Annotated in this window: 17 protein-coding genes and 5 tRNA genes; 9 read left to right on the top strand and 13 right to left on the bottom strand. The window is 72.2% G+C overall.

The genetic code is table 11. The features are described from left to right. Window positions 1-42: 42 nt before the first annotated feature. Window positions 43-489 (bottom strand): TIGR02611 family protein, encoded by a 447-nt coding sequence (locus tag OG574_RS36570; RefSeq protein WP_326776688.1) that lies wholly within the window; start codon window positions 487-489, stop codon window positions 43-45. A gap of 190 nt (window positions 490-679) precedes the next feature. Here OG574_RS36570 and OG574_RS36565 point away from each other — a divergent pair, with 190 nt between their 5' ends. Both OG574_RS36565 and OG574_RS36560 read left to right on the top strand, forming a co-directional pair. Then, entirely contained in the window at window positions 680-1093 is a 414-nt protein-coding gene (locus OG574_RS36565) for an SsgA family sporulation/cell division regulator (RefSeq protein ID WP_003959770.1), read from the top strand. A 247-nt stretch (window positions 1094-1340) separates the two neighbouring features. Beyond that, window positions 1341-1901, top strand: coding sequence for a CGNR zinc finger domain-containing protein (locus OG574_RS36560; RefSeq protein ID WP_326776687.1), 561 nt, complete (start codon window positions 1341-1343; stop codon window positions 1899-1901). A 13-nt stretch (window positions 1902-1914) separates the two neighbouring features. Here OG574_RS36560 and OG574_RS36555 read toward each other — a convergent pair whose 3' ends face one another. Continuing rightward, entirely contained in the window at window positions 1915-2094 is a 180-nt protein-coding gene (locus tag OG574_RS36555) for a hypothetical protein (protein WP_100597017.1), read from the bottom strand. A 169-nt stretch (window positions 2095-2263) separates the two neighbouring features. After that, entirely contained in the window at window positions 2264-2701 is a 438-nt protein-coding gene (locus OG574_RS36550; protein ID WP_326776686.1) for a hypothetical protein, read from the bottom strand. 241 nt (window positions 2702-2942) lie between these two features. Here OG574_RS36550 and OG574_RS36545 point away from each other — a divergent pair, with 241 nt between their 5' ends. Continuing rightward, window positions 2943-3464 carry a DsbA family protein gene (locus tag OG574_RS36545; RefSeq protein ID WP_326776685.1) on the top strand — a complete coding sequence of 174 codons (522 nt, stop codon included), beginning with the start codon at window positions 2943-2945 and terminating at the stop codon, window positions 3462-3464. Window positions 3465-3488: 24 nt separating this feature from the next. Here the strand turns inward: OG574_RS36545 and OG574_RS36540 are convergent, their stop codons facing one another. Genes OG574_RS36540 through OG574_RS36530 form a run of 3 tightly spaced genes read right to left on the bottom strand, consistent with a single transcriptional unit; the run spans window position 3489 to window position 6245 of the window. Then, window positions 3489-4313 (bottom strand): GNAT family N-acetyltransferase, encoded by an 825-nt coding sequence (locus OG574_RS36540; RefSeq protein ID WP_326776684.1) that lies wholly within the window; start codon window positions 4311-4313, stop codon window positions 3489-3491. A 58-nt stretch (window positions 4314-4371) separates the two neighbouring features. Beyond that, the gene (locus OG574_RS36535) at window positions 4372-5193 is read right to left on the bottom strand and encodes an aminotransferase class IV (protein ID WP_326776683.1); all 822 of its coding nucleotides are present in this window, start codon (window positions 5191-5193) and stop codon (window positions 4372-4374) included. Continuing rightward, window positions 5190-6245 carry a chorismate-binding protein gene (locus tag OG574_RS36530; protein WP_326776682.1) on the bottom strand — a complete coding sequence of 352 codons (1056 nt, stop codon included), beginning with the start codon at window positions 6243-6245 and terminating at the stop codon, window positions 5190-5192. Before OG574_RS36530 ends, OG574_RS36535 begins: the two co-directional genes overlap by 4 nt. A gap of 145 nt (window positions 6246-6390) precedes the next feature. Here OG574_RS36530 and OG574_RS36525 point away from each other — a divergent pair. The 5 genes from OG574_RS36525 (at window position 6391) to OG574_RS36505 (ending at window position 6876) form a co-directional block, all read left to right on the top strand. After that, window positions 6391-6463: transfer RNA gene (locus OG574_RS36525), tRNA-Gly, on the top strand. A 37-nt stretch (window positions 6464-6500) separates the two neighbouring features. Further along, window positions 6501-6574 (top strand) — tRNA-Cys (locus OG574_RS36520). A 1-nt stretch (window position 6575) separates the two neighbouring features. Then, window positions 6576-6647 (top strand) — tRNA-Val (locus OG574_RS36515). A gap of 43 nt (window positions 6648-6690) precedes the next feature. Next, window positions 6691-6762: transfer RNA gene (locus OG574_RS36510), tRNA-Val, on the top strand. Window positions 6763-6804: 42 nt separating this feature from the next. Continuing rightward, a tRNA-Val gene (locus tag OG574_RS36505) sits at window positions 6805-6876 on the top strand. Between the two features lie 54 nt (window positions 6877-6930). Here the strand turns inward: OG574_RS36505 and OG574_RS36500 are convergent. The 4 genes from OG574_RS36500 to OG574_RS36485 form a co-directional block, all read right to left on the bottom strand. Then, window positions 6931-7206: a TFIIB-type zinc ribbon-containing protein gene (locus tag OG574_RS36500; protein WP_326776681.1), complete on the bottom strand. Its 276-nt coding sequence runs from the start codon at window positions 7204-7206 to the stop codon at window positions 6931-6933. Window positions 7207-7275: 69 nt separating this feature from the next. Further along, entirely contained in the window at window positions 7276-8223 is a 948-nt protein-coding gene (locus tag OG574_RS36495; protein WP_326776680.1) for an aminoglycoside phosphotransferase family protein, read from the bottom strand. A 199-nt stretch (window positions 8224-8422) separates the two neighbouring features. Beyond that, window positions 8423-8629, bottom strand: coding sequence for a hypothetical protein (locus OG574_RS36490; protein ID WP_100597025.1), 207 nt, complete (start codon window positions 8627-8629; stop codon window positions 8423-8425). Between the two features lie 197 nt (window positions 8630-8826). Beyond that, a complete protein-coding gene (locus OG574_RS36485; protein ID WP_326776679.1) occupies window positions 8827-9114 on the bottom strand; it encodes a hypothetical protein in 288 nt (95 codons plus the stop codon). A 196-nt stretch (window positions 9115-9310) separates the two neighbouring features. Here OG574_RS36485 and OG574_RS36480 point away from each other — a divergent pair, with 196 nt between their 5' ends. Beyond that, complete coding sequence (locus tag OG574_RS36480) at window positions 9311-10576, top strand: serine/threonine-protein kinase (RefSeq protein WP_100597027.1); 1266 nt, start codon at window positions 9311-9313, stop codon at window positions 10574-10576. Between the two features lie 10 nt (window positions 10577-10586). Here the strand turns inward: OG574_RS36480 and OG574_RS36475 are convergent, their stop codons facing one another. From OG574_RS36475 to cobT, 3 genes are all read right to left on the bottom strand, one after another. Beyond that, on the bottom strand, window positions 10587-11414 hold the full coding sequence (locus tag OG574_RS36475) for a TrmH family RNA methyltransferase (protein ID WP_326776678.1): 828 nt from the start codon (window positions 11412-11414) through the stop codon (window positions 10587-10589). 88 nt (window positions 11415-11502) lie between these two features. Next, window positions 11503-12738: a uroporphyrinogen-III C-methyltransferase gene (gene cobA, locus OG574_RS36470; RefSeq protein WP_326776677.1), complete on the bottom strand. Its 1236-nt coding sequence runs from the start codon at window positions 12736-12738 to the stop codon at window positions 11503-11505. Between the two features lie 168 nt (window positions 12739-12906). Continuing rightward, on the bottom strand, window positions 12907-16365 hold the full coding sequence (gene cobT / locus OG574_RS36465) for a nicotinate-nucleotide--dimethylbenzimidazole phosphoribosyltransferase (protein WP_326776676.1): 3459 nt from the start codon (window positions 16363-16365) through the stop codon (window positions 12907-12909). Window positions 16366-16542 lie beyond the last annotated feature (177 nt).

Below are 16542 nucleotides of genomic sequence, written 5' to 3'. Positions count from 1 at the left end.
CCAGCCCTGACACCCCGGTACGACCCTCGCGGGCCACCCCGCTCACTCCTTGATCTTCCACGGCATCTCGAAGCCGAACTTCCACACGTAGATCCCCACGAGCACCGCGATGATCACCACGCCGATCGACGTCAGGATGATGTTCCGCCGGCGCACCGCCGGGTCGAGCGCGCGCTGCGTGGCCTCGGTGACCTTGCGCTTCGTCCAGCGGAGCACGAGCTGCGCCCAGACGAACTCGGTCGCCCAGATCGCCATGCCGCCGAAGATCACCAGCCAGCCCGGGCCCGGCAGCGGCAGCATGATCACGCCCGCCACCACCACCGCGAGCCCGACCACGAAGACGCCGACCTGCCAGCTCAGGTGCAGGGCCCTGCGGGCCTTGATGAACTCCGGCGCCCGCGAACCGAGCTCCGGCTCGGCCTTCGCCCCGTCCCCCGTCGTCGCGGCCACGGATTCAGACTCGGCCGCCTCGTCACTCCCCGTATTCATACAACCAAACCTACCCGACGGAATCGCGTCACCGGAATGGACGCTCCGGAACAAGAAACACTCCGCCGTCCGAGCTACCTAAAGGCACTCAAAACACTCAGAGGGGTTTACAACGGCACCGTAGGTGGCATGTCGATTTCGCCGACGTGCGAATCCCCGAGCGCACACTGAGCGAAAGGCCCTGGCGCTTATGAACACCACGGTCAGCTGCGAGCTGCACCTGCGCCTCGTTGTGTCGAGCGAGTCCTCACTGCCTGTACCCGCAGGACTGCGGTATGACACGGCCGATCCCTACGCCGTGCACGCCACCTTCCACACCGGAGCAGAAGAGACGGTCGAGTGGGTGTTCGCCCGCGATCTGCTCGCCGAGGGCCTACACCGGCCCACCGGCACCGGCGACGTCCGAGTCTGGCCATCCCGTAGTCACGGCCAAGGCGTCGTCTGCATCGCTCTGAGTTCTCCTGAGGGCGAGGCTCTGCTCGAAGCCCCTGCGAGGGCGCTGGAGTCGTTCCTGAAGAGGACCGACGCGGCCGTGCCACCCGGCACGGAACACCGCCACTTCGATCTCGACACGGAGCTCTCACACATCCTGGCCGAAAGCTAAGGCCTGGAGCCGACGCCGGCACACCGCCGGAGTCACGCACCGCGAGAGCCGCTCGATGCCGTCCACTCGGGGAGACGGACCGAGCCACAACAACTGCATATGGCATACACCGGCGCCGCCGCCGTGGGATCTTCCACGGGGGCGGCGTCGGCGCGTCCGCGGACAGGCGCCACACGGCCGACCGGACCTATAACATCGGCCAGCATCGGCGGGCACAGGCCCGACCCCCCAGGCCAGGGAGCAAATCGTGCTGATCACCCACGACACCCGGTGCGCCCTCGACACCGTGGTCGATCTGGTCAACACCGCACCGGACGACGAACAGGCCGCCGACGGGCTGGCCGATCTGGCAGCCCTGGGCGAATTCGTACGAAAGAACGACGTCAGCGACGTCGGGATGCTCGCAGAGCGTGACCTCGACGCCGTACAGAGCGTGAGGGGACGGTTCGCCGCCGTGTTCGCGGCGCCCGATCCGCACGCCGCGGCCTCGCTCATCAACGAGCTGGTCGCCGCCGCGGGCACCACGCCGCGTCTGACCGACCACGACGGCTACGACTGGCACGTGCACTACTTCGCGCCTGGCGCGTCCGTCGCCGACCACCTCGCGGCCGACTGCGGGATGGCGCTCGCCTTCTTCGTGGTCGCCGGGGAACAGGAGCGGCTGCGGCGCTGCGAGGCCCCGGACTGCCGGCGGGCCTTCGTGGACCTCTCGCGCAACCGGTCCCGCAGGTACTGCGACAGCCGCACCTGCGGAAACCGCTTGCACGTGGCGGCGTACCGGGCGCGCCGCAAGGAGGCGGCGGGCTGACCTGCCCGCACTCTCACAGCACGAACAGATCGTGCAGCGAAGCCAGGAGCAGCAGGCAGCCGATCACCGCCAGAAAGATCATCAAGGGCGGCTGCGACAGTGCGAAGAGGCAGCCTCGGCGTTCGTCGGCCGTGAAGGCGTCGTGTCGCTCGTCGGCCTGCGGGGCGGAACCGCCCTGTGTTGTGTCCAGCATCTCGCGGCGATGATGACGCAGTCGGCGCACCGCAGTCGATCAACACGCTCAAAAGAAACGGGGGTTCGCCGGATCTCGTGACGAGGGTGGTACGAGGTCGACCGGAAGGAATCCAGCAGCTTCCGTTTTCAGGCCGAGGTCGACCGACCGCGGTCCAGGGGTCATCGGGTCAGATCCCGTGCTTCTTCAGAATCGCCTCGATGTCGCTGAAGTCCTCGGAGGCGGGCTTCGCGGCGGGGCGGGCCGCCGCGGGCCGGGTGGTCTGCCCCAACGAGGGGGCCGAGGCGGCGGGCGCGACGGCCTGGGCCTCGGCGGCGGCCTTGGCCGCCTTGCGCTCCTTACGGGTGCCACCGCTGCGGCGCTCGAGCGCGCGGGTCACCATGAACAGGAGCCAGGAGCCGCCGAGCACGACGAAGCCGGCCCACGCCGTCGGGCTGAACGCAGTGTCCGCCAGCCAGCCGACCGCACCGGTCATCACCAGACCGATCGGTACCAGCGAATAGGCGGCTATGCGTGCCGCCGCGAGGAAACGCTTCCGGTACGCCGTGACCGCGGCGATGCCCAGCCCGGCCACGGAAACGGCGGAACAGACGGTCTCGGCAATCATCCGGTCCTCCTGGCACAGGCAGCGGGCGACGGAGCATTCCGTCCCCTCCATCGTGCACCGCCCCGGGTCCGGAGGCCACGATCCGGGCGGACCTCAGGGACATTTCCGGGTACGGCCTCCTCCGCAGGTCCCGGTCCGGGGGCTGTCAGGGATCCTGTCGGGGGTCCTGCCGGGTCTGATCAGGGGGCGTGTTCAGCAGGTGCCGGTTGGGGTCCCCGCGCCTGGCTGGAAGACTGGTCGCATGAACGACGCCTCTTCCGCCTCCGCCCCTCAGGGCCGCCCCGTGCTCGACGTCTGGTGCGAGCTCCAGTGCCCCGACTGCCGCACCGCTCTCGACGACGTGCGCGCGCTGCGGGCCCGCTACGGCGACCGCATCGACCTGCGTCTGCGGCACTTCCCGCTGGAGAAGCACAAGCACGCCTTCGCCGGCGCGCAGGCCGCGGAGGAGGCCTTCGAGCAGGGGCAGGGCTGGCCGTACGTGGAAGCGGTGCTCGGCCGCGTCGAGGAGTTGGGCCGCAAGGGCGAGCCGTTCCTCGTCGAGGTCGCGGGTGAACTCGGTCTGGACGCCGAGGAGTTCGACACCGCGCTCGTCGACGGCCGGCACATCCTGATCGTCGACGCCGACCAGGCCGAGGGCAAGGCGATCGGCGTGACGGGCACACCCACGTACGTCATCGACGGCGAGCGGCTCGACGGCGGGAAGAGCCAGGACGGCCTGCGCGAGCGCGTCGAGGAGATCGCCGACCGGCTGCTCGGCTCGTAGCTCCAGCCCCTGCCCGCGAGCCGCTCAGAGCAGCGGCTTGTACAGGTGGAATTCGGTCGCCCGGTATCCGAGCGACTCGTACAGGCGGACGGCCGGGGCGTTGCCCGCGAAAACGTTGAGCCCCAGGCGGGCGGCGCCCGCGGCGCGCGACTCGGCCTCTGCGAGGAGCATCAGCGAGCGTCCGTGGCCGTGCCCTCGGTGCTCGGCCGCGACCTCGACGTCGTAGACGTAGGCGCTCTCGCCGCGCAGCGCGACCCACAGCGTGCCCACGACAGCGCCGTCCGTCTCGAGCACGCTCAGGACGGTGTCCCGCGTGGCGAGCCCTTCCCCGAGCGTCGCAGCGTGATCGGCCTCGGCCTTGGCGCGCGCCTGGGCTTCCGGGACACCGCGCTCGACCAGGCTGCGCACGTACCCGACGCGCGTATGGGCCTCCCACGCCGTGAACTCGGGGCCGGTCATACGCCGCCCCGCGCTGCCCGCAGAAGGCGCGGAGGGCTCGGCGGGGAGGTCCTTCTCCATGTTCCGGTTGCGCTCGACGTAGCCGAGGGCGGTGGCCAGGGCGAGGGCACGCTCGGCCGGTGCGGGAATCGAGACCTCGATCCGGCCGCAGCCCCAGCCGCGCGCCACCTCCTCGGCGGCGAGGGCGGCGACGGTGCCGCGGCCCCGCCCGCGGTCCGGCTCGTCGATCCGAAGATCACGGATCCGGGCCACCCGCTCGCCGTAGACGGGATGGGTGCCCAGGCGCAGCTCGCCGACAGGGCGGCTGTTCACACACACCTGGTAGTGGCGTGACCGCGTCCCGTCGGCGTCGCGCTGAAGCGGCTCGGTCGGCCGCAGAGTGGTGGTCATCAGAGGTGTTCTACCCGCCCTGTGACCACCCCGTCACCCGGATTAGGAGTCGCCCGGACTACGGGTCGAGGTCGTCCGCCGCGCGCTCGTCGAAGACGCGCATCGCCTTGGCGGTGACGGGCCCGGGCGCACCGGGCAGCTCGCGTCCGTCGACCCGGTGCACCCCTTGCACATCGCGCAGCGTGGACGTCAGGAAGATCTCGTCGGCGCGCTCCAGTACGTCCAGGGGCAGGTCGGTCTCCTTGGCGCCGGTCCACTCGACGGCCAGCGCGCGCGTGATGCCCGCCAGACAGCCGGAGGCGACCGGTGGGGTGTGGACCTCACCGTCGAGGACGACGAAGACGTTCGACCCCGTGCCCTCGCAGAGCTGCCCCACCGTGTTGGCGAACAGCGCCTCGGACGCGCCCTGTTCGCGTGCGCGGGCGAGCGCGACGACGTTCTCCGCGTACGAGGTGGTCTTCAGGCCGGTGAGCGCGCCGCGTTCGTTGCGCGTCCACGGGACCGTGACCGTGGCGGTGGAGTCGGGACGCCGGCCGGTCTCGCCGAGCGCGACCACCAGCGTCGTCCCGTGCTCACCGCGGTCGGACCCCAGCGGGGACAGCCCTCCGGTGTACGTGATCCGCAGCCGGCCGAGCGGCATCGGGTTGGCCTCGAGGACGGCGTCGCAGGCCCTGCGCACCTCGTCGAGGTCGGGCTCGGTCAGACCGAGACCGCGCGCGGAGCGGGCGAGCCGGTCGAGGTGGCGGGTCAGCGCGAACGGCTTCCCGTCGACCGACTTCACGGTCTCGAAAATGCCGTCGCCCACGGTCAGGCCGTGGTCGAACACCGAGACACGGGCGGCCTCGGGTTCCTGCAGTGCGCCGTCGAGCCAGATCTTCACGTAGGGATCCCTTCACTTTCCTCGTACGTACCCGACGCTACCGCCAGCAGCCGGGAAGCCTTCAGTTCGGTCTCCCGCCACTCACCTTCGGGGTCTGAGCCCCAGGTGATGCCGGCGCCAGTGCCGAACCGCAGGACGCCCTCGGCCCGGTCGGCCCAGAACGTGCGGATGCCGACGGCCAGCTCGCCGGTGCCCCGGTCGGCGTCGACCCAGCCGATGCCGCCGCAGTACGGGCCGCGGGGCGCCGTCTCCAGGGCCTCGATGATGCGCAGGGCGCTGGACTTGGGCGCTCCGGTGACGGAGCCGGGCGGGAACGCGGCGTCGAGCAGGTCGCGCCAGCCGGCACCTTCGGGCAGTTCCCCGCGGACGGCGGAGACAAGGTGGACGAGGCCCGGGTGCTTCTCGACCACACACAGCTCCGGGACGGTCACGGAACCGGTCGCGCAGACGCGCCCGAGGTCGTTGCGGACCAGGTCCACGATCATCACGTTCTCCGCGTAGTCCTTCTCCAGGAGGTCCGCCTCGGTGCGGCCCGTGCCCTTGATCGGCCCGGACTCTACGGTCCGCCCGGTGCGCCTCAGGAAGAGCTCGGGGGACGCGGTGGCTATCTCCACGCCGTGCGCGGGCAGGCGGATGGTCCCCGCGTAGGGGGCCGGGTTGCCGCGCGCGAGGAGCGCTGTGAGGGCGTCCACGTCCGCGCCCGGGGGAAGAGGCGCGGACAGGACGCGGCAGAGGTTGGCCTGGTAGACCTCGCCGGCCGCGATGTGGGTGCGGATCCTGCGCACGCCCTCGGTGTACGAGGCCCGGTCGAGGGACGACGTCCAGTCACCGGCCGCGGGCCCCTGCCAGGCGCCGGGGACCGGAGCGGGCACGGGCTCCTCCCGTACGGAGTCGAAGCGGGCGCACACGAGACGGCCCTCGAAGTCGGCGGACACGGCCCAGAAGCCGGCCGAGTCCAGGGCCTCGGGATCGCTGGTCACGTCGCGCAACTCGGTCGCTACGAGACCGCCGAAGCGGGCCAGAGGGGGCAGGTCGTGAGGGAGGTCGCGCACGTCTTCGAGTCTATGGCGGGTGTCCCCCGCGTGACCTGGGGCGGTCGCACCGCAGCACGCTGCGCAAACGCGTTTTTGTACTGGCCCGGGAATCCGCTAGAGTTCAACACGTCGCCGGGACGCGCAAGCGAAACGGAAACGACAAGCGGACGTAGCTCAGTTGGTAGAGCGCAACCTTGCCAAGGTTGAGGTCGCCAGTTCGAACCTGGTCGTCCGCTCAGGAAGTGGGGGATCTTCCCGAACCCCCACACTCCTGGTGGAGTGGCCGAGAGGCGAGGCAACGGCCTGCAAAGCCGTCTACACGGGTTCAAATCCCGTCTCCACCTCCAAGGACGATTAGCTCAGCGGGAGAGCGCTTCCCTGACACGGAAGAGGTCACTGGTTCAATCCCAGTATCGTCCACTGGATCATCGCGAAGGTCATCTTCCCGACGGTCCGAAACCCCGCGCGATTAGCTCAGCGGGAGAGCGCTTCCCTGACACGGAAGAGGTCACTGGTTCAATCCCAGTATCGCGCACGCAGTACGACTCACGGGTCCTGATACAGTCTGGCCCGTCCCGCGCGATTAGCTCAGCGGGAGAGCGCTTCCCTGACACGGAAGAGGTCACTGGTTCAATCCCAGTATCGCGCACACTCAAGAAGCCCCCAGCCTTTCGGCCGGGGGCTTCTTCATGTGCTGGGCGGCTCAGGAGGAGAAGAGCATCCGGCCGAAGCCGCCCTTGTGATGGCCGTGGTGACCGTGGTGCCCGCCGTGGTGCGGGGCTCCCCAGGCCGGGGCGGGAGCCGACGGGTACGCCTGCGGGGCCGGCGGCGCCTGCTGCTGCCACTGCGACTCGAGCCGGGTCAGGGACTCCAGCTCGCCGTAGTCGAGGAATATCCCCCGGCAGCCGCTGCACTGCTCGATCTGGACGCCATTGCGGTTGTACGTGTGCATCGGTGCATGACACTTGGGGCACTGCATGGTCGGCTCAACTCCTCGCCGTTCGGCACTTCTTCGCCGGAACACTTCCCGGCATCGGTCCGTTGCACCCTACTTCGCGGCGCCGTGTGCCAACTCGGCCGGTACCGCTGCCATTCGGTCGCAGGCGTCGACCAACGCCTCCTCCGCCTCGTCGAGCGCCCGGCCGGCCGCGGCTGCCTTGGCCACGGCGAGGGCCGCGGTCTGGACGGTGAGGGCGCGGGCCGGGACGTCCAGGGCGGGCCAGGGGTCGCCCTGGAGCGACGGAGCGCCGCCTGTCTCCTGGTACGCGGTGAGGAACCTCGTCCACTCCTGTGCCGGAAGCAGGCCGCACGCGAACCACGCGGCGGGCCGCGCGAGGTCCCAGGCCGGGTCTCCGGTGCCGAGGTCGTCGACGTCGATCAGGAGCCAGGGGCCGGTGCCGGCGGGGCGGCGGACGAGCTGGCCGAGGTGCAGGTCTCCGTGGCACAGGGCGGACGCGTGCCCTCCGGGGGCCTCGGCGCGGGCCCAGGGCGGCAGGCCCGACCAGGCGCGCAGGATCGGCGCGGACGCCGGATGGGGACCCGCTGCCAGGAGCCGCGCGACGGCGAGGGCCGCCTTGGCCGGGCCACGCATCGGCGGGAGCGGGCCCGGGAGTTCCGCCACGGGCACCGCGTGGAGGCGGGCCAGGAGCGTGGCCGCGTCCTCCCACGGCGCGTGTTCAGGGGCGTCGGGGTCCACGGGGCTGCCGTGCGGCCAGAACGTGACGAGCCGGTCGTGCAGATCCGTCGCGACCGGCGTGAGCGGCGGCAGCAGGACGCCGGGGAGTGCGGCCGCCGCGGCGAGGCGGGCGTTGAGCTCGGCGGGGTCCGTGCCCGGGGCGTGGGCCTTGGCGACGATGTCTCCGTGGCGGACGACCGTCCCGTCCGCGCGGTCGGCGAGTACGGCGCCTGGTGCCGGGCAGGCGCAGGGGCCGTGGGTGCGGTGCGCCGCGCCGCGTGCCGTGGCGGTGAGTGCGGGCAGCAGGACGGGTGCGGTCATCGGTGGTTCCCCCCGGGTGGTGTCACCGCGAGCGTACGCAGAAACCGGCAATGGGTCTTGCTGGTACGCGGGCAGAACAATGGCCGCGCAGCTCCCCAGCTGCGCGGCCATCATGTGCCGTCCGCCGCACCCCCGTCCCCACGGGGTTTCATGGCCGGATGTCCCCGCCCGGACCGCTCTTCCGGGCCTGGGGCGCCGCTCAGCGCCCCAGCATCACGCCCACGGACGACGCTTGTGTGACCACTGCTTCCCAGCCGCCGAAAACGACTACGAGCAGGGCCGCCAGGGGAAGAACCATGGCCGCCGCCACCAAGGGGTGCCGACGCTCGGAACGACGGCCGCCGAACGCGGCGAATGCCCTGCGTCCCTGCGTGCGGACCATCGTCCGCGGTGCCGTGTCCGCCATGGTTCCTCTCCCGGTCAAGATTTTCGGTTTGGCAGCGGCGGGTACCTGACCTCGGGGGACGAGTGCTTGCACCCGCCGCTTGACCTCAAATCTAGGCGCGTCGCGAGCCACGGTCGTCATGCCCTCGTACCGATTGCCGGGCCTCCCGGAGGATGACCGCCGCCCCCTCGCCTACTCCCCTGGGTGGAGAAGAGGACCTAGGTCCTGGGCTTGGTCTCGGGGTCTTCCCGGAGGGGACGTGCGGCGCGGGCCGCCGCCTCCGAGGGCTCCTCCCTGGGTACTGGCTGCTCGACCAGGGCGAGCACCCGGGTCGCCATGAAACGTGCCGTTCGTACGACAGAGCCGGAACGGGTGACTTCGCTCACTTCCACCACGCCTCTGCGGACCGCCGTCTCGACCCGGCGGCCCGCCCGGCTCGCCACCACCTCGTACGTGCGCGTCGTGTCCCCCGCGTCCACGACTATCTCCACTCGGTCACCCTTCACAGGCCCAATCCCCCTTCTACGACGGATGGTTGGCGATCAGGGCAGCTGCGGGCCGCACCGCTCCCGCTCTCCCTGACCACCTCTCAAGTTTCCCACCGGGCACTGACAATCGATCGGATCGCGAGGGCGCGGCCTATGCGCGCACCCGGCCGTGGAAACGTAAGCTGTCGCTCGTCAAACGGACCGGGCAGCGGGGATGGACATGGCGATGATGCGCCTGAGGCGCGAGGACCCGCGTGTCGTCGGCTCGTTCAGGATTCACCGGCGGCTCGGCGCGGGCGGGATGGGCGTCGTCTATCTGGGCTCCGACCGCCGTGGCCAGCGAGTCGCGTTGAAGGTGATCCGGCCCGATCTGGCGGAGGACCAGGAGTTCAGGTCGCGCTTCGCTCGTGAGGTCTCCGCGGCCCGCAGGATCAGGGGTGGCTGCACGGCCCGCCTGGTCGCGGCCGATCTCGACACCGACAAGCCGTGGTTCGCCACCCAGTACGTTCCCGGGCCGTCCTTGCACGACAAGGTCGCGGAGGAGGGGCCGCTGGCCGCCTCCGACGTGGCCTCGGTCGGTGCGGCGCTCTCCGAGGGGCTCGTCGCCGTGCACGAGGCGGGAGTCGTGCACCGCGACCTCAAGCCGTCGAACATCCTGCTGTCGCCCAAGGGCCCGCGCATCATCGACTTCGGCATCGCCTGGGCGACCGGCGCCTCCACGCTCACCCATGTCGGGACGGCGGTCGGCTCCCCCGGGTTCCTCGCTCCCGAGCAGGTGCGGGGCGCGGCCGTCACGCCGGCCACGGACGTCTTCGCGCTCGGCGCCACCCTCGCGTACGCCGCGATGGCCGACTCGCCCTTCGGGCAAGGCAGTTCCGAAGTGATGCTGTACCGGGTCGTGCACGAGGAGGCCCAGCTGCACGGCGTACCGGACGCGTTGTCCCCGCTGATCCGGGCGTGCCTCGCCAAGGACCCCGGGGAGCGGCCCAGCACGCTTCAACTGTCGCTGCGGCTCAAGGAGATCGCGGCCCGCGAGGCGCATGGCCTCGGCGACGCCAGGCCGCCCGCCCCGCGCGCCGACACCGACCGGCCCACGGGGCGGCTCGCCGAGCAGTACGCGGAGCAGCGCACGCAGCGCCGGGCACCGCAGGGCACTCCCCCGCCACGGCCGAGCAACGGTTCCTCTCGGACCGGCAGCAACACGCGCCCGGGTACGCCCCGCAACACGACGCGTTCGGGCTCGCGCCCCGCGCCTCGCAGCAACGGCGGGCGGCAGGGGCCGCGTACGACGGGGACCGGGAAGCGCCGGCCCGCCAATCCGCGGCTGCTGCGCCAGCGGTTGTTCGTGTTCGTGGTGGTGACGCTGCTCGTGGCGCTGGCGATCGCGGCGGCGCAGGGCTGCCAGGGGCCGTCGCGCGGGCTCGGTGAGCCGCGCGACGGCGTGCACGCGCAGGAGACCCTGCCCCGTCCCTACCTCTGAGGTTCCGCGGTCAGGACTGGGGGCGGCCGGTGGCCACCGCGTAGAACGCGACGGCGGCCGCCGCTCCCACGTTGAGCGAGTCGACGCCGTGGGCCATCGGGATGCGGACCCATTCGTCGGCGGCGACCAGGGCCTGGGTGGAGAGGCCCTCGCCCTCGGCACCGAGCATCAGGGCCACGCGGTCCATCTTGTGCGGGGCCGCCTCGTCGAGGCTCTTCGCCTTCTCGTCGGGGGTGAGCGCGAGCAGGCTGAAGCCCGCCTCGCGCACCGACTCCAGGGACTTGGGCCAGGATTCGAGGCGCGCGTACGGGACGGAGAAGACCGCGCCCATGGAGACCTTCACCGAGCGGCGGTAGAGCGGGTCGGCGCAGTCCGGGGAGAGCAGGACCGCATCCATGCCGAGCGCCGCCGCGCTGCGGAAGATGGCGCCGATGTTCGTGTGGTCGTTCACCGCTTCCATGACGACGACGCGGCGCTGCGTGGCGAGGAGTTCGTCGGCGGTCGGGAGCGGCTTGCGCTGCATCGAGGCGAGAGCGCCGCGGTGCACGTGGTAGCCGGTGACGCGTTCGGCGAGGTCCGGGCTCACGGCGTAGACCGGGGCCGGGACCTCGTCGATGACGTCGCGCATGACGTCGACCCACTTGGCCGAGAGCAGCATGGAGCGCATCTCGTACCCGGCCTGCTTGGCCCGTCTGATCACCTTCTCGCCCTCGGCGATGAACAGGCCCTCGGCGGGCTCGCGCCTGCGGCGGAGCTCGACGTCGGTCAGGCCCGTGTAGTCGCGCAGGCGCGGGTCGTCGGGATCTTCGATGGTGATGAGACCTTGAGCTTCAGCCACAGGTTGATACTGCCTTGTCCTGGGTGCGGTGCCAACGGCTCGGAGCGAGTTCTGTTACCGCTGGTTACGTGTGGGGGTTGGTGACGGGTTACGCGGTGTGCTGCGGGCCCACCGCGACGACGTCGCCGATGACGATGACGGCCGGGGGCCGCACCTCGTGGGTGCGGACGGCGTCCTCGACGGTCTCCAGGGTCGCGTCCACGCGGCGCTGGGCGGCCGTGGTGCCCTCCTGGACCAGGGCGACCGGCGTCTGCGCGGACTTGCCGTGCGCGATGAGGGTCTCGGCGATCCTGCCGATCTTGTCGACGCCCATCAGGACGACGAGGGTGCCGCGCAGCTTGGCGAGTGCGGGCCAGTCGACGAGCGAGCGCTCGTCGTCGGGCGCGACATGGCCGCTGACCACGGTGAACTCATGAGCGACGCCGCGGTGGGTGACCGGGATGCCGGCCGCGCCGGGGACGGAGATCGAGCTGGAGATGCCGGGGACGACCGTGTACGGGATGCCCTCGGCCTCCAGTGCGATCGCCTCCTCCATGCCGCGGCCGAAGACGTACGGGTCGCCGCCCTTGAGGCGTACGACGGCCTTGCCCTGCTTGGCGTGCTCGATGAGCGCGTTGTTGATGGCCTCCTGGGCCATGTAGCGGCCGTACGGGATCTTCGCCGCGTCGATCACCTCGACGTGCGGCGGGAGTTCGTCGAGCAGGTCGCGGGGGCCGAGCCGGTCCGCGATGACGACGTCCGCCTCGGCGAGGAGGCGACGGCCGCGGACCGTGATCAGGTCGGGGTCGCCGGGGCCGCCGCCGACCAGGGAGACGCCGGTGGTGCGCCTGCGGTGGTGCGGGGCGACGAGCGTGCCGTCGCGCAGGCCCTCGACGATCGCGTCGCGCACGGCCGCCGTGTGGCGCGGGTCGCGGCCGGCGGCGTCGGTGGTCAGGACGGCGACCGTGACGCCCTCGGAGCGGCCGGTGGCCGGTGTCCAGGCGGTGGCCGCGTCGGCGTCGTCGGAGCGGACGCACCAGACGCGGTGGCGCTCGGCCTCGGCGGAGGCCGCCTCGTTCGCGGTGCGGTCGCCGGTGGCGATGAGGGCGTACCAGGCGTCGGCGAGGTCCCCGTCCGCGTACGGGCGCCGCGACCAGGTGAGTTCACCGCCGTCCGCCATGGCCTCCACCGAGGGGGTCGCGGTGGGCGAGACCAGGTGGATGTCGGCGCCCGCCGCGATGAGGGCCGGGAGGCGGCGCTGGGCCACCTGGCCGCCGCCGAGTACGACTACGCGGCGGCCGGTGAGACGGAGGCCTACGGGGTACGCGGGGTGTTCTGCGGCCATGGGCGTGCGGCTCCTCGTGCGGGGTGGCGCGTGTGACGGGTGATGCCTGTACGGGGCTCGCTTCGGCGCTGGAGCGGGCCTTTGACGTGCGGGTTCAGCGTACGGGGCGGGCGGGACCACTGTCCCGGCCCGCCCCGGTGGCGTTGAGGGCTGCCGCCCTCGGCCCTGCTACTTCTCCGTGACGCCCGCCGAGTCGAACGTCGCCACCTCGTGCATCGCACGGGCCGCGCTCTGGACGATCGGCAGGGCGAGGAGTGCTCCCGTGCCCTCGCCGAGGCGGAGGTCCAGGTCGACCAGGGGGCGCAGACCCAGCTTGTTCAGGGCCGCCACATGGCCGGGCTCCGCGCTGCGGTGGCCCGCGATGCAGGCCGCGAGGACCTCGGGGGCGATGGCGCGGGCGACCAGGGCGGCCGCTCCGGCGCTGACGCCGTCCAGGATCACCGGGGTCCGCAGCGACGCGCCGCCCAGGAGGAGACCGACCATCGCCGCGTGCTCCAGGCCGCCGACCGCGGCGAGGACGCCGATCGGGTCGGCCGGGTCCGGCTGGTGGAGGTCGAGCGCGCGGCGGACGACCTCGACCTTGCGGGCGTGGGTCTCGTCGTTGATGCCCGTGCCACGGCCGGTCACCTCGGACGGGTCGACGCCCGTGTAGACCGAGATCAGGGCGGCCGACGCCGTGGTGTTGGCGATGCCCATCTCGCCGGTGAGGAGCGCCTTGTTGCCGGCCGCGACGAGGTCGCGGGCCGTCTCGATGCCGACCTCGATGGCCGCCTTGACGTCTTCGCGGCTCAGGGCGGGACCGGTGGTCATGTCGGCGGTGCCGGCGCGGACCTTGCGGGGCAGCAGGCCGGGGGTGGCCGGGAGTTCGCTCGCCACGCCCACGTCGATGACGCAGACCTCGGCGCCGACCTGGTTCGCGAACGCGTTGCAGACCGCGCCGCCGCCGAGGAAGTTGGCGACCATCTGGGCCGTGACCTCCTGCGGCCACGGGGTGACGCCCTGGGCGTGCACGCCGTGGTCACCCGCGAAGATCGCGACGGCCGCGGGCTCCGGGATCGGGGGCGGGCACATCCGGGACAGGCCGGAGAGCTGGGCAGAGATGATCTCCAGCATGCCGAGCGCACCGGCGGGCTTCGTCATCCGCTTCTGCCGCTCCCACGCCTCGCCGAGCGCCTTGGCGTCCAGCGGGCGGATGTTGGAGACGGTCTCGGCGAGCAGGTCGTGCGGGTCCTCGCCGGGCAGGGCGCGGCGGCCGTACGTCTCCTCGTGGACGACCCACGACAGCGGGCGGCGCTTGGACCAGCCGGCCTGCATCAGCTCGGGCTCGTCCGGGAACTCGTCGACGTAGCCCACGCAGAGGTAGGCGACGACCTCGAGGTGGTCGGGCAGGCCGAGGGTGCGGACCATCTCGCGCTCGTCGAAGAAGCTGACCCAGCCGACGCCGAGGCCCTCGGCGCGGGCCGCGAGCCACAGGTTCTCGACCGCGAGCGCGGAGGAGTACGGGGCCATCTGCGGCTGCGTGTGGCGGCCGAGGGTGTGGCGGCCGCCGCGCGTCGGGTCGGCGGTGACGACGATGTTCACCGGGGTGTCGAGGATGGCCTCGATCTTCAGTTCCTTGAACTGCTTCGCGCGGCCCTTGGGCAGGGACTTGGCGTACGCGTCCTTCTGGCGCATGGCCAGTTCGTGCATCGTGCGCCGGGTCTCCGCGGAGCGGATGACGACGAAGTCCCAGGGCTGCGAGTGGCCGACGGAAGGCGCCGTGTGCGCGGCCTCCAGGACGCGGAGCAGCACGTCGTGCGGGATCGGGTCGCTGCGGAAGCCGTTACGGATGTCGCGGCGCTCGCGCATGACGCGCAGGACGGCCTCGCGCTCGGCCTCGTCGTAGCCGGGAGCGGCCGGGCCCGCGAGGTCGTCGGCCGGGGCCGGCAGCGTCTCGGGGGCCGCGTCCGCCATGTCCTGGATGGCGGGCTCGGACTCGCGGGGGGCGGGGACGAGGGTTTCCGGCTCAGGCTCTGCGAGCGCCTGCTCCGCCTCGGCGGTGACGGGCTCGGCGGCTTCGGGAGCGGTCTCCCGCTCCACCGCGTCCGCTTCGGCCGGGACGGGGGTCTCGGCGACGGCCTCGGGGAGTACGGGCGAGGGCTCGGCGGGGGCCTCGGGCGCCTCAGCGGTCCCGGAGAGCTCGGTGGCCTCGGGGAAGGCGGCGGCCTCGTGCGTCAACTGCGGCTCGTTCATCGCGTGCGCTTCGTTCATCGCGTGCGCTTCGTTCATCGCGTGCGCCGCGTCGTTCATCGCGTGCGCTTCGTGTGTCTCGGGTACCACGTGGACTTCGTGTGCTTCTTGCGCTTGGGGGACCTGGTCCGCGGCGAGTGTTTCGGGGGTCTCGTCGATGAGGACGGGGGCCGGGGCGGCGGGCGCCGCCGGTTCGGGCAGCTCGGGCAGCGGCGGCACGACCATGTGCTGCGGCGGCGTCGGCGCCAGGTGCGGCGTGGTGGGGATGTTCCCCTCGACGGGCACGAACTGGCCGAGCGGCTGCGGCGCCTGGTCCGCCTGGCCCTCGGCGGGCGCCTGCGGGAAGTGCTGGCCCTGGACCGCCTCGGGCGCCATGGCGAACTGGCCGGAGTGCGGGTCGAGGGGCAGCTCACCGGGGTGCGCGGCCATCTGCTGATGCCCTGCATAGGCAGCCACCGGCTCGGGCTGCACCGCGAACTGCGCGTCCTCGGGGCCCTGCGCGACCGGCGCGAACTGCACACCGTTCGGAGCGGAGGAGTAGTCGACGGCGTACTCGGCCGGCGCGGCCTGCTCCTCGGCGAACAGGCCACCGTCTGGAGCCGCGGCGTACACCGGCACCTCCTCGGGTGCGGCGAACTCCGGGGCCGCCAAGGCCTCCGGCGTCAGCTCAGCCGGCTCGGCCTGCGCGGCATGCACGTCCTGCGGATGCTGCGGCGCCTGGGCGAACACGGGGGCGTCGCCGACGGTCTGCTGGGTCGGGGCGGCCGGTGCGACAGGAGTGGCGTCCGGGACGACCGTTTCTGCTGCGCCGTCCGGGGCTGCCTCCGCCACTGCGGCCGGCGCCTCGAAGCCCTGCTGCGGCGGCTGTGTGCCCCAGGCAGCGGCACCCAGCGGCGGGATCTCACCGAGCTGCGGCGCCGGGGCGCCCGTCTCGTCGCGCGGGATGTCGAGGTACTCGGGTTCCGTGGTGGGCGGGCCCGCCTGACGTACCGGCATGGGGTTCGGCGGTGTGTGCGCGGGGCCACGGTCGGCAAGCGAGCGGACGGGGCTGCCCGTGCCGTCCGGCACCGGCGGGCCCATGTGCAGCGGGCGACGCGCGGGCCCGGGGTGCGGGGCGGGCGAGGGCCCCGGCACTCGGACGCCGTTCAGGTCGACGTGGCCACTGTCCCGGCCCGCCGTCTCGTGCGGGCCCGGCTCGTGCGGGGCGGGCATCGGGGCGGCCTGCGGCTCGCCCCAGGCTCCCTGCGAACCCGGCATCAGCAGCAGATCGTCGTCTTCGGTGGGGGTTTCGGAGGGGTCGAGGAAGGTGTACGCACCCGGGGCGGGGACGCCCGGCTGTTCCACCGTGCCTGCGTTCTCCGGCAGCCCCTCGCCCGGAACCTGGCCGGTGTCGGTCATGCGTACCCCTCGCCCATCGGTTAGTGCTTCTTCGGCAGCCCCCGGCCGTCGGCCGGGGATGCGACCCCAGTGACCGGAGCGGCGCACCGACCGCCCGTCATGAAGAACGAGCGTGAGTGCCGTGCGGCACGAGCCGGCTGAGGACAACAGGTATTGTCCCGGTCGGCCGGCTGCCAC

Source organism: Streptomyces sp. NBC_01445 (genome assembly GCF_035918235.1).
In the GTDB taxonomy this organism is placed as follows: Bacteria; Actinomycetota; Actinomycetes; order Streptomycetales; family Streptomycetaceae; genus Streptomyces.
Note: the sequence above shows the minus strand (reverse complement) of the source record. Positions and strands in the feature narration are given on the sequence as shown.

Excerpts from the sequence above, each read along its gene's own strand:
- OG574_RS36570 (WP_326776688.1), bottom strand. The coding sequence starts at position 489 with ATGAATACGGGGAGTGACGAGGCGGCCGAGTCTGAATCCGTGGCCGCG.
- OG574_RS36565 (WP_003959770.1), top strand. The coding sequence starts at position 680 with ATGAACACCACGGTCAGCTGCGAGCTGCACCTGCGCCTCGTTGTGTCG.
- OG574_RS36555 (WP_100597017.1), bottom strand. The coding sequence starts at position 2,094 with ATGCTGGACACAACACAGGGCGGTTCCGCCCCGCAGGCCGACGAGCGA.
- OG574_RS36550 (WP_326776686.1), bottom strand. The coding sequence starts at position 2,701 with ATGATTGCCGAGACCGTCTGTTCCGCCGTTTCCGTGGCCGGGCTGGGC.
- OG574_RS36545 (WP_326776685.1), top strand. The coding sequence starts at position 2,943 with ATGAACGACGCCTCTTCCGCCTCCGCCCCTCAGGGCCGCCCCGTGCTC.
- OG574_RS36540 (WP_326776684.1), bottom strand. The coding sequence starts at position 4,313 with ATGACCACCACTCTGCGGCCGACCGAGCCGCTTCAGCGCGACGCCGAC.
- OG574_RS36500 (WP_326776681.1), bottom strand. The coding sequence starts at position 7,206 with ATGCAGTGCCCCAAGTGTCATGCACCGATGCACACGTACAACCGCAAT.
- OG574_RS36495 (WP_326776680.1), bottom strand. The coding sequence starts at position 8,223 with ATGACCGCACCCGTCCTGCTGCCCGCACTCACCGCCACGGCACGCGGC.
- OG574_RS36490 (WP_100597025.1), bottom strand. The coding sequence starts at position 8,629 with ATGGCGGACACGGCACCGCGGACGATGGTCCGCACGCAGGGACGCAGG.
- OG574_RS36480 (WP_100597027.1), top strand. The coding sequence starts at position 9,311 with ATGGACATGGCGATGATGCGCCTGAGGCGCGAGGACCCGCGTGTCGTC.
- cobA (WP_326776677.1), bottom strand. The coding sequence starts at position 12,738 with ATGGCCGCAGAACACCCCGCGTACCCCGTAGGCCTCCGTCTCACCGGC.
- cobT (WP_326776676.1), bottom strand. The coding sequence starts at position 16,365 with ATGACCGACACCGGCCAGGTTCCGGGCGAGGGGCTGCCGGAGAACGCA.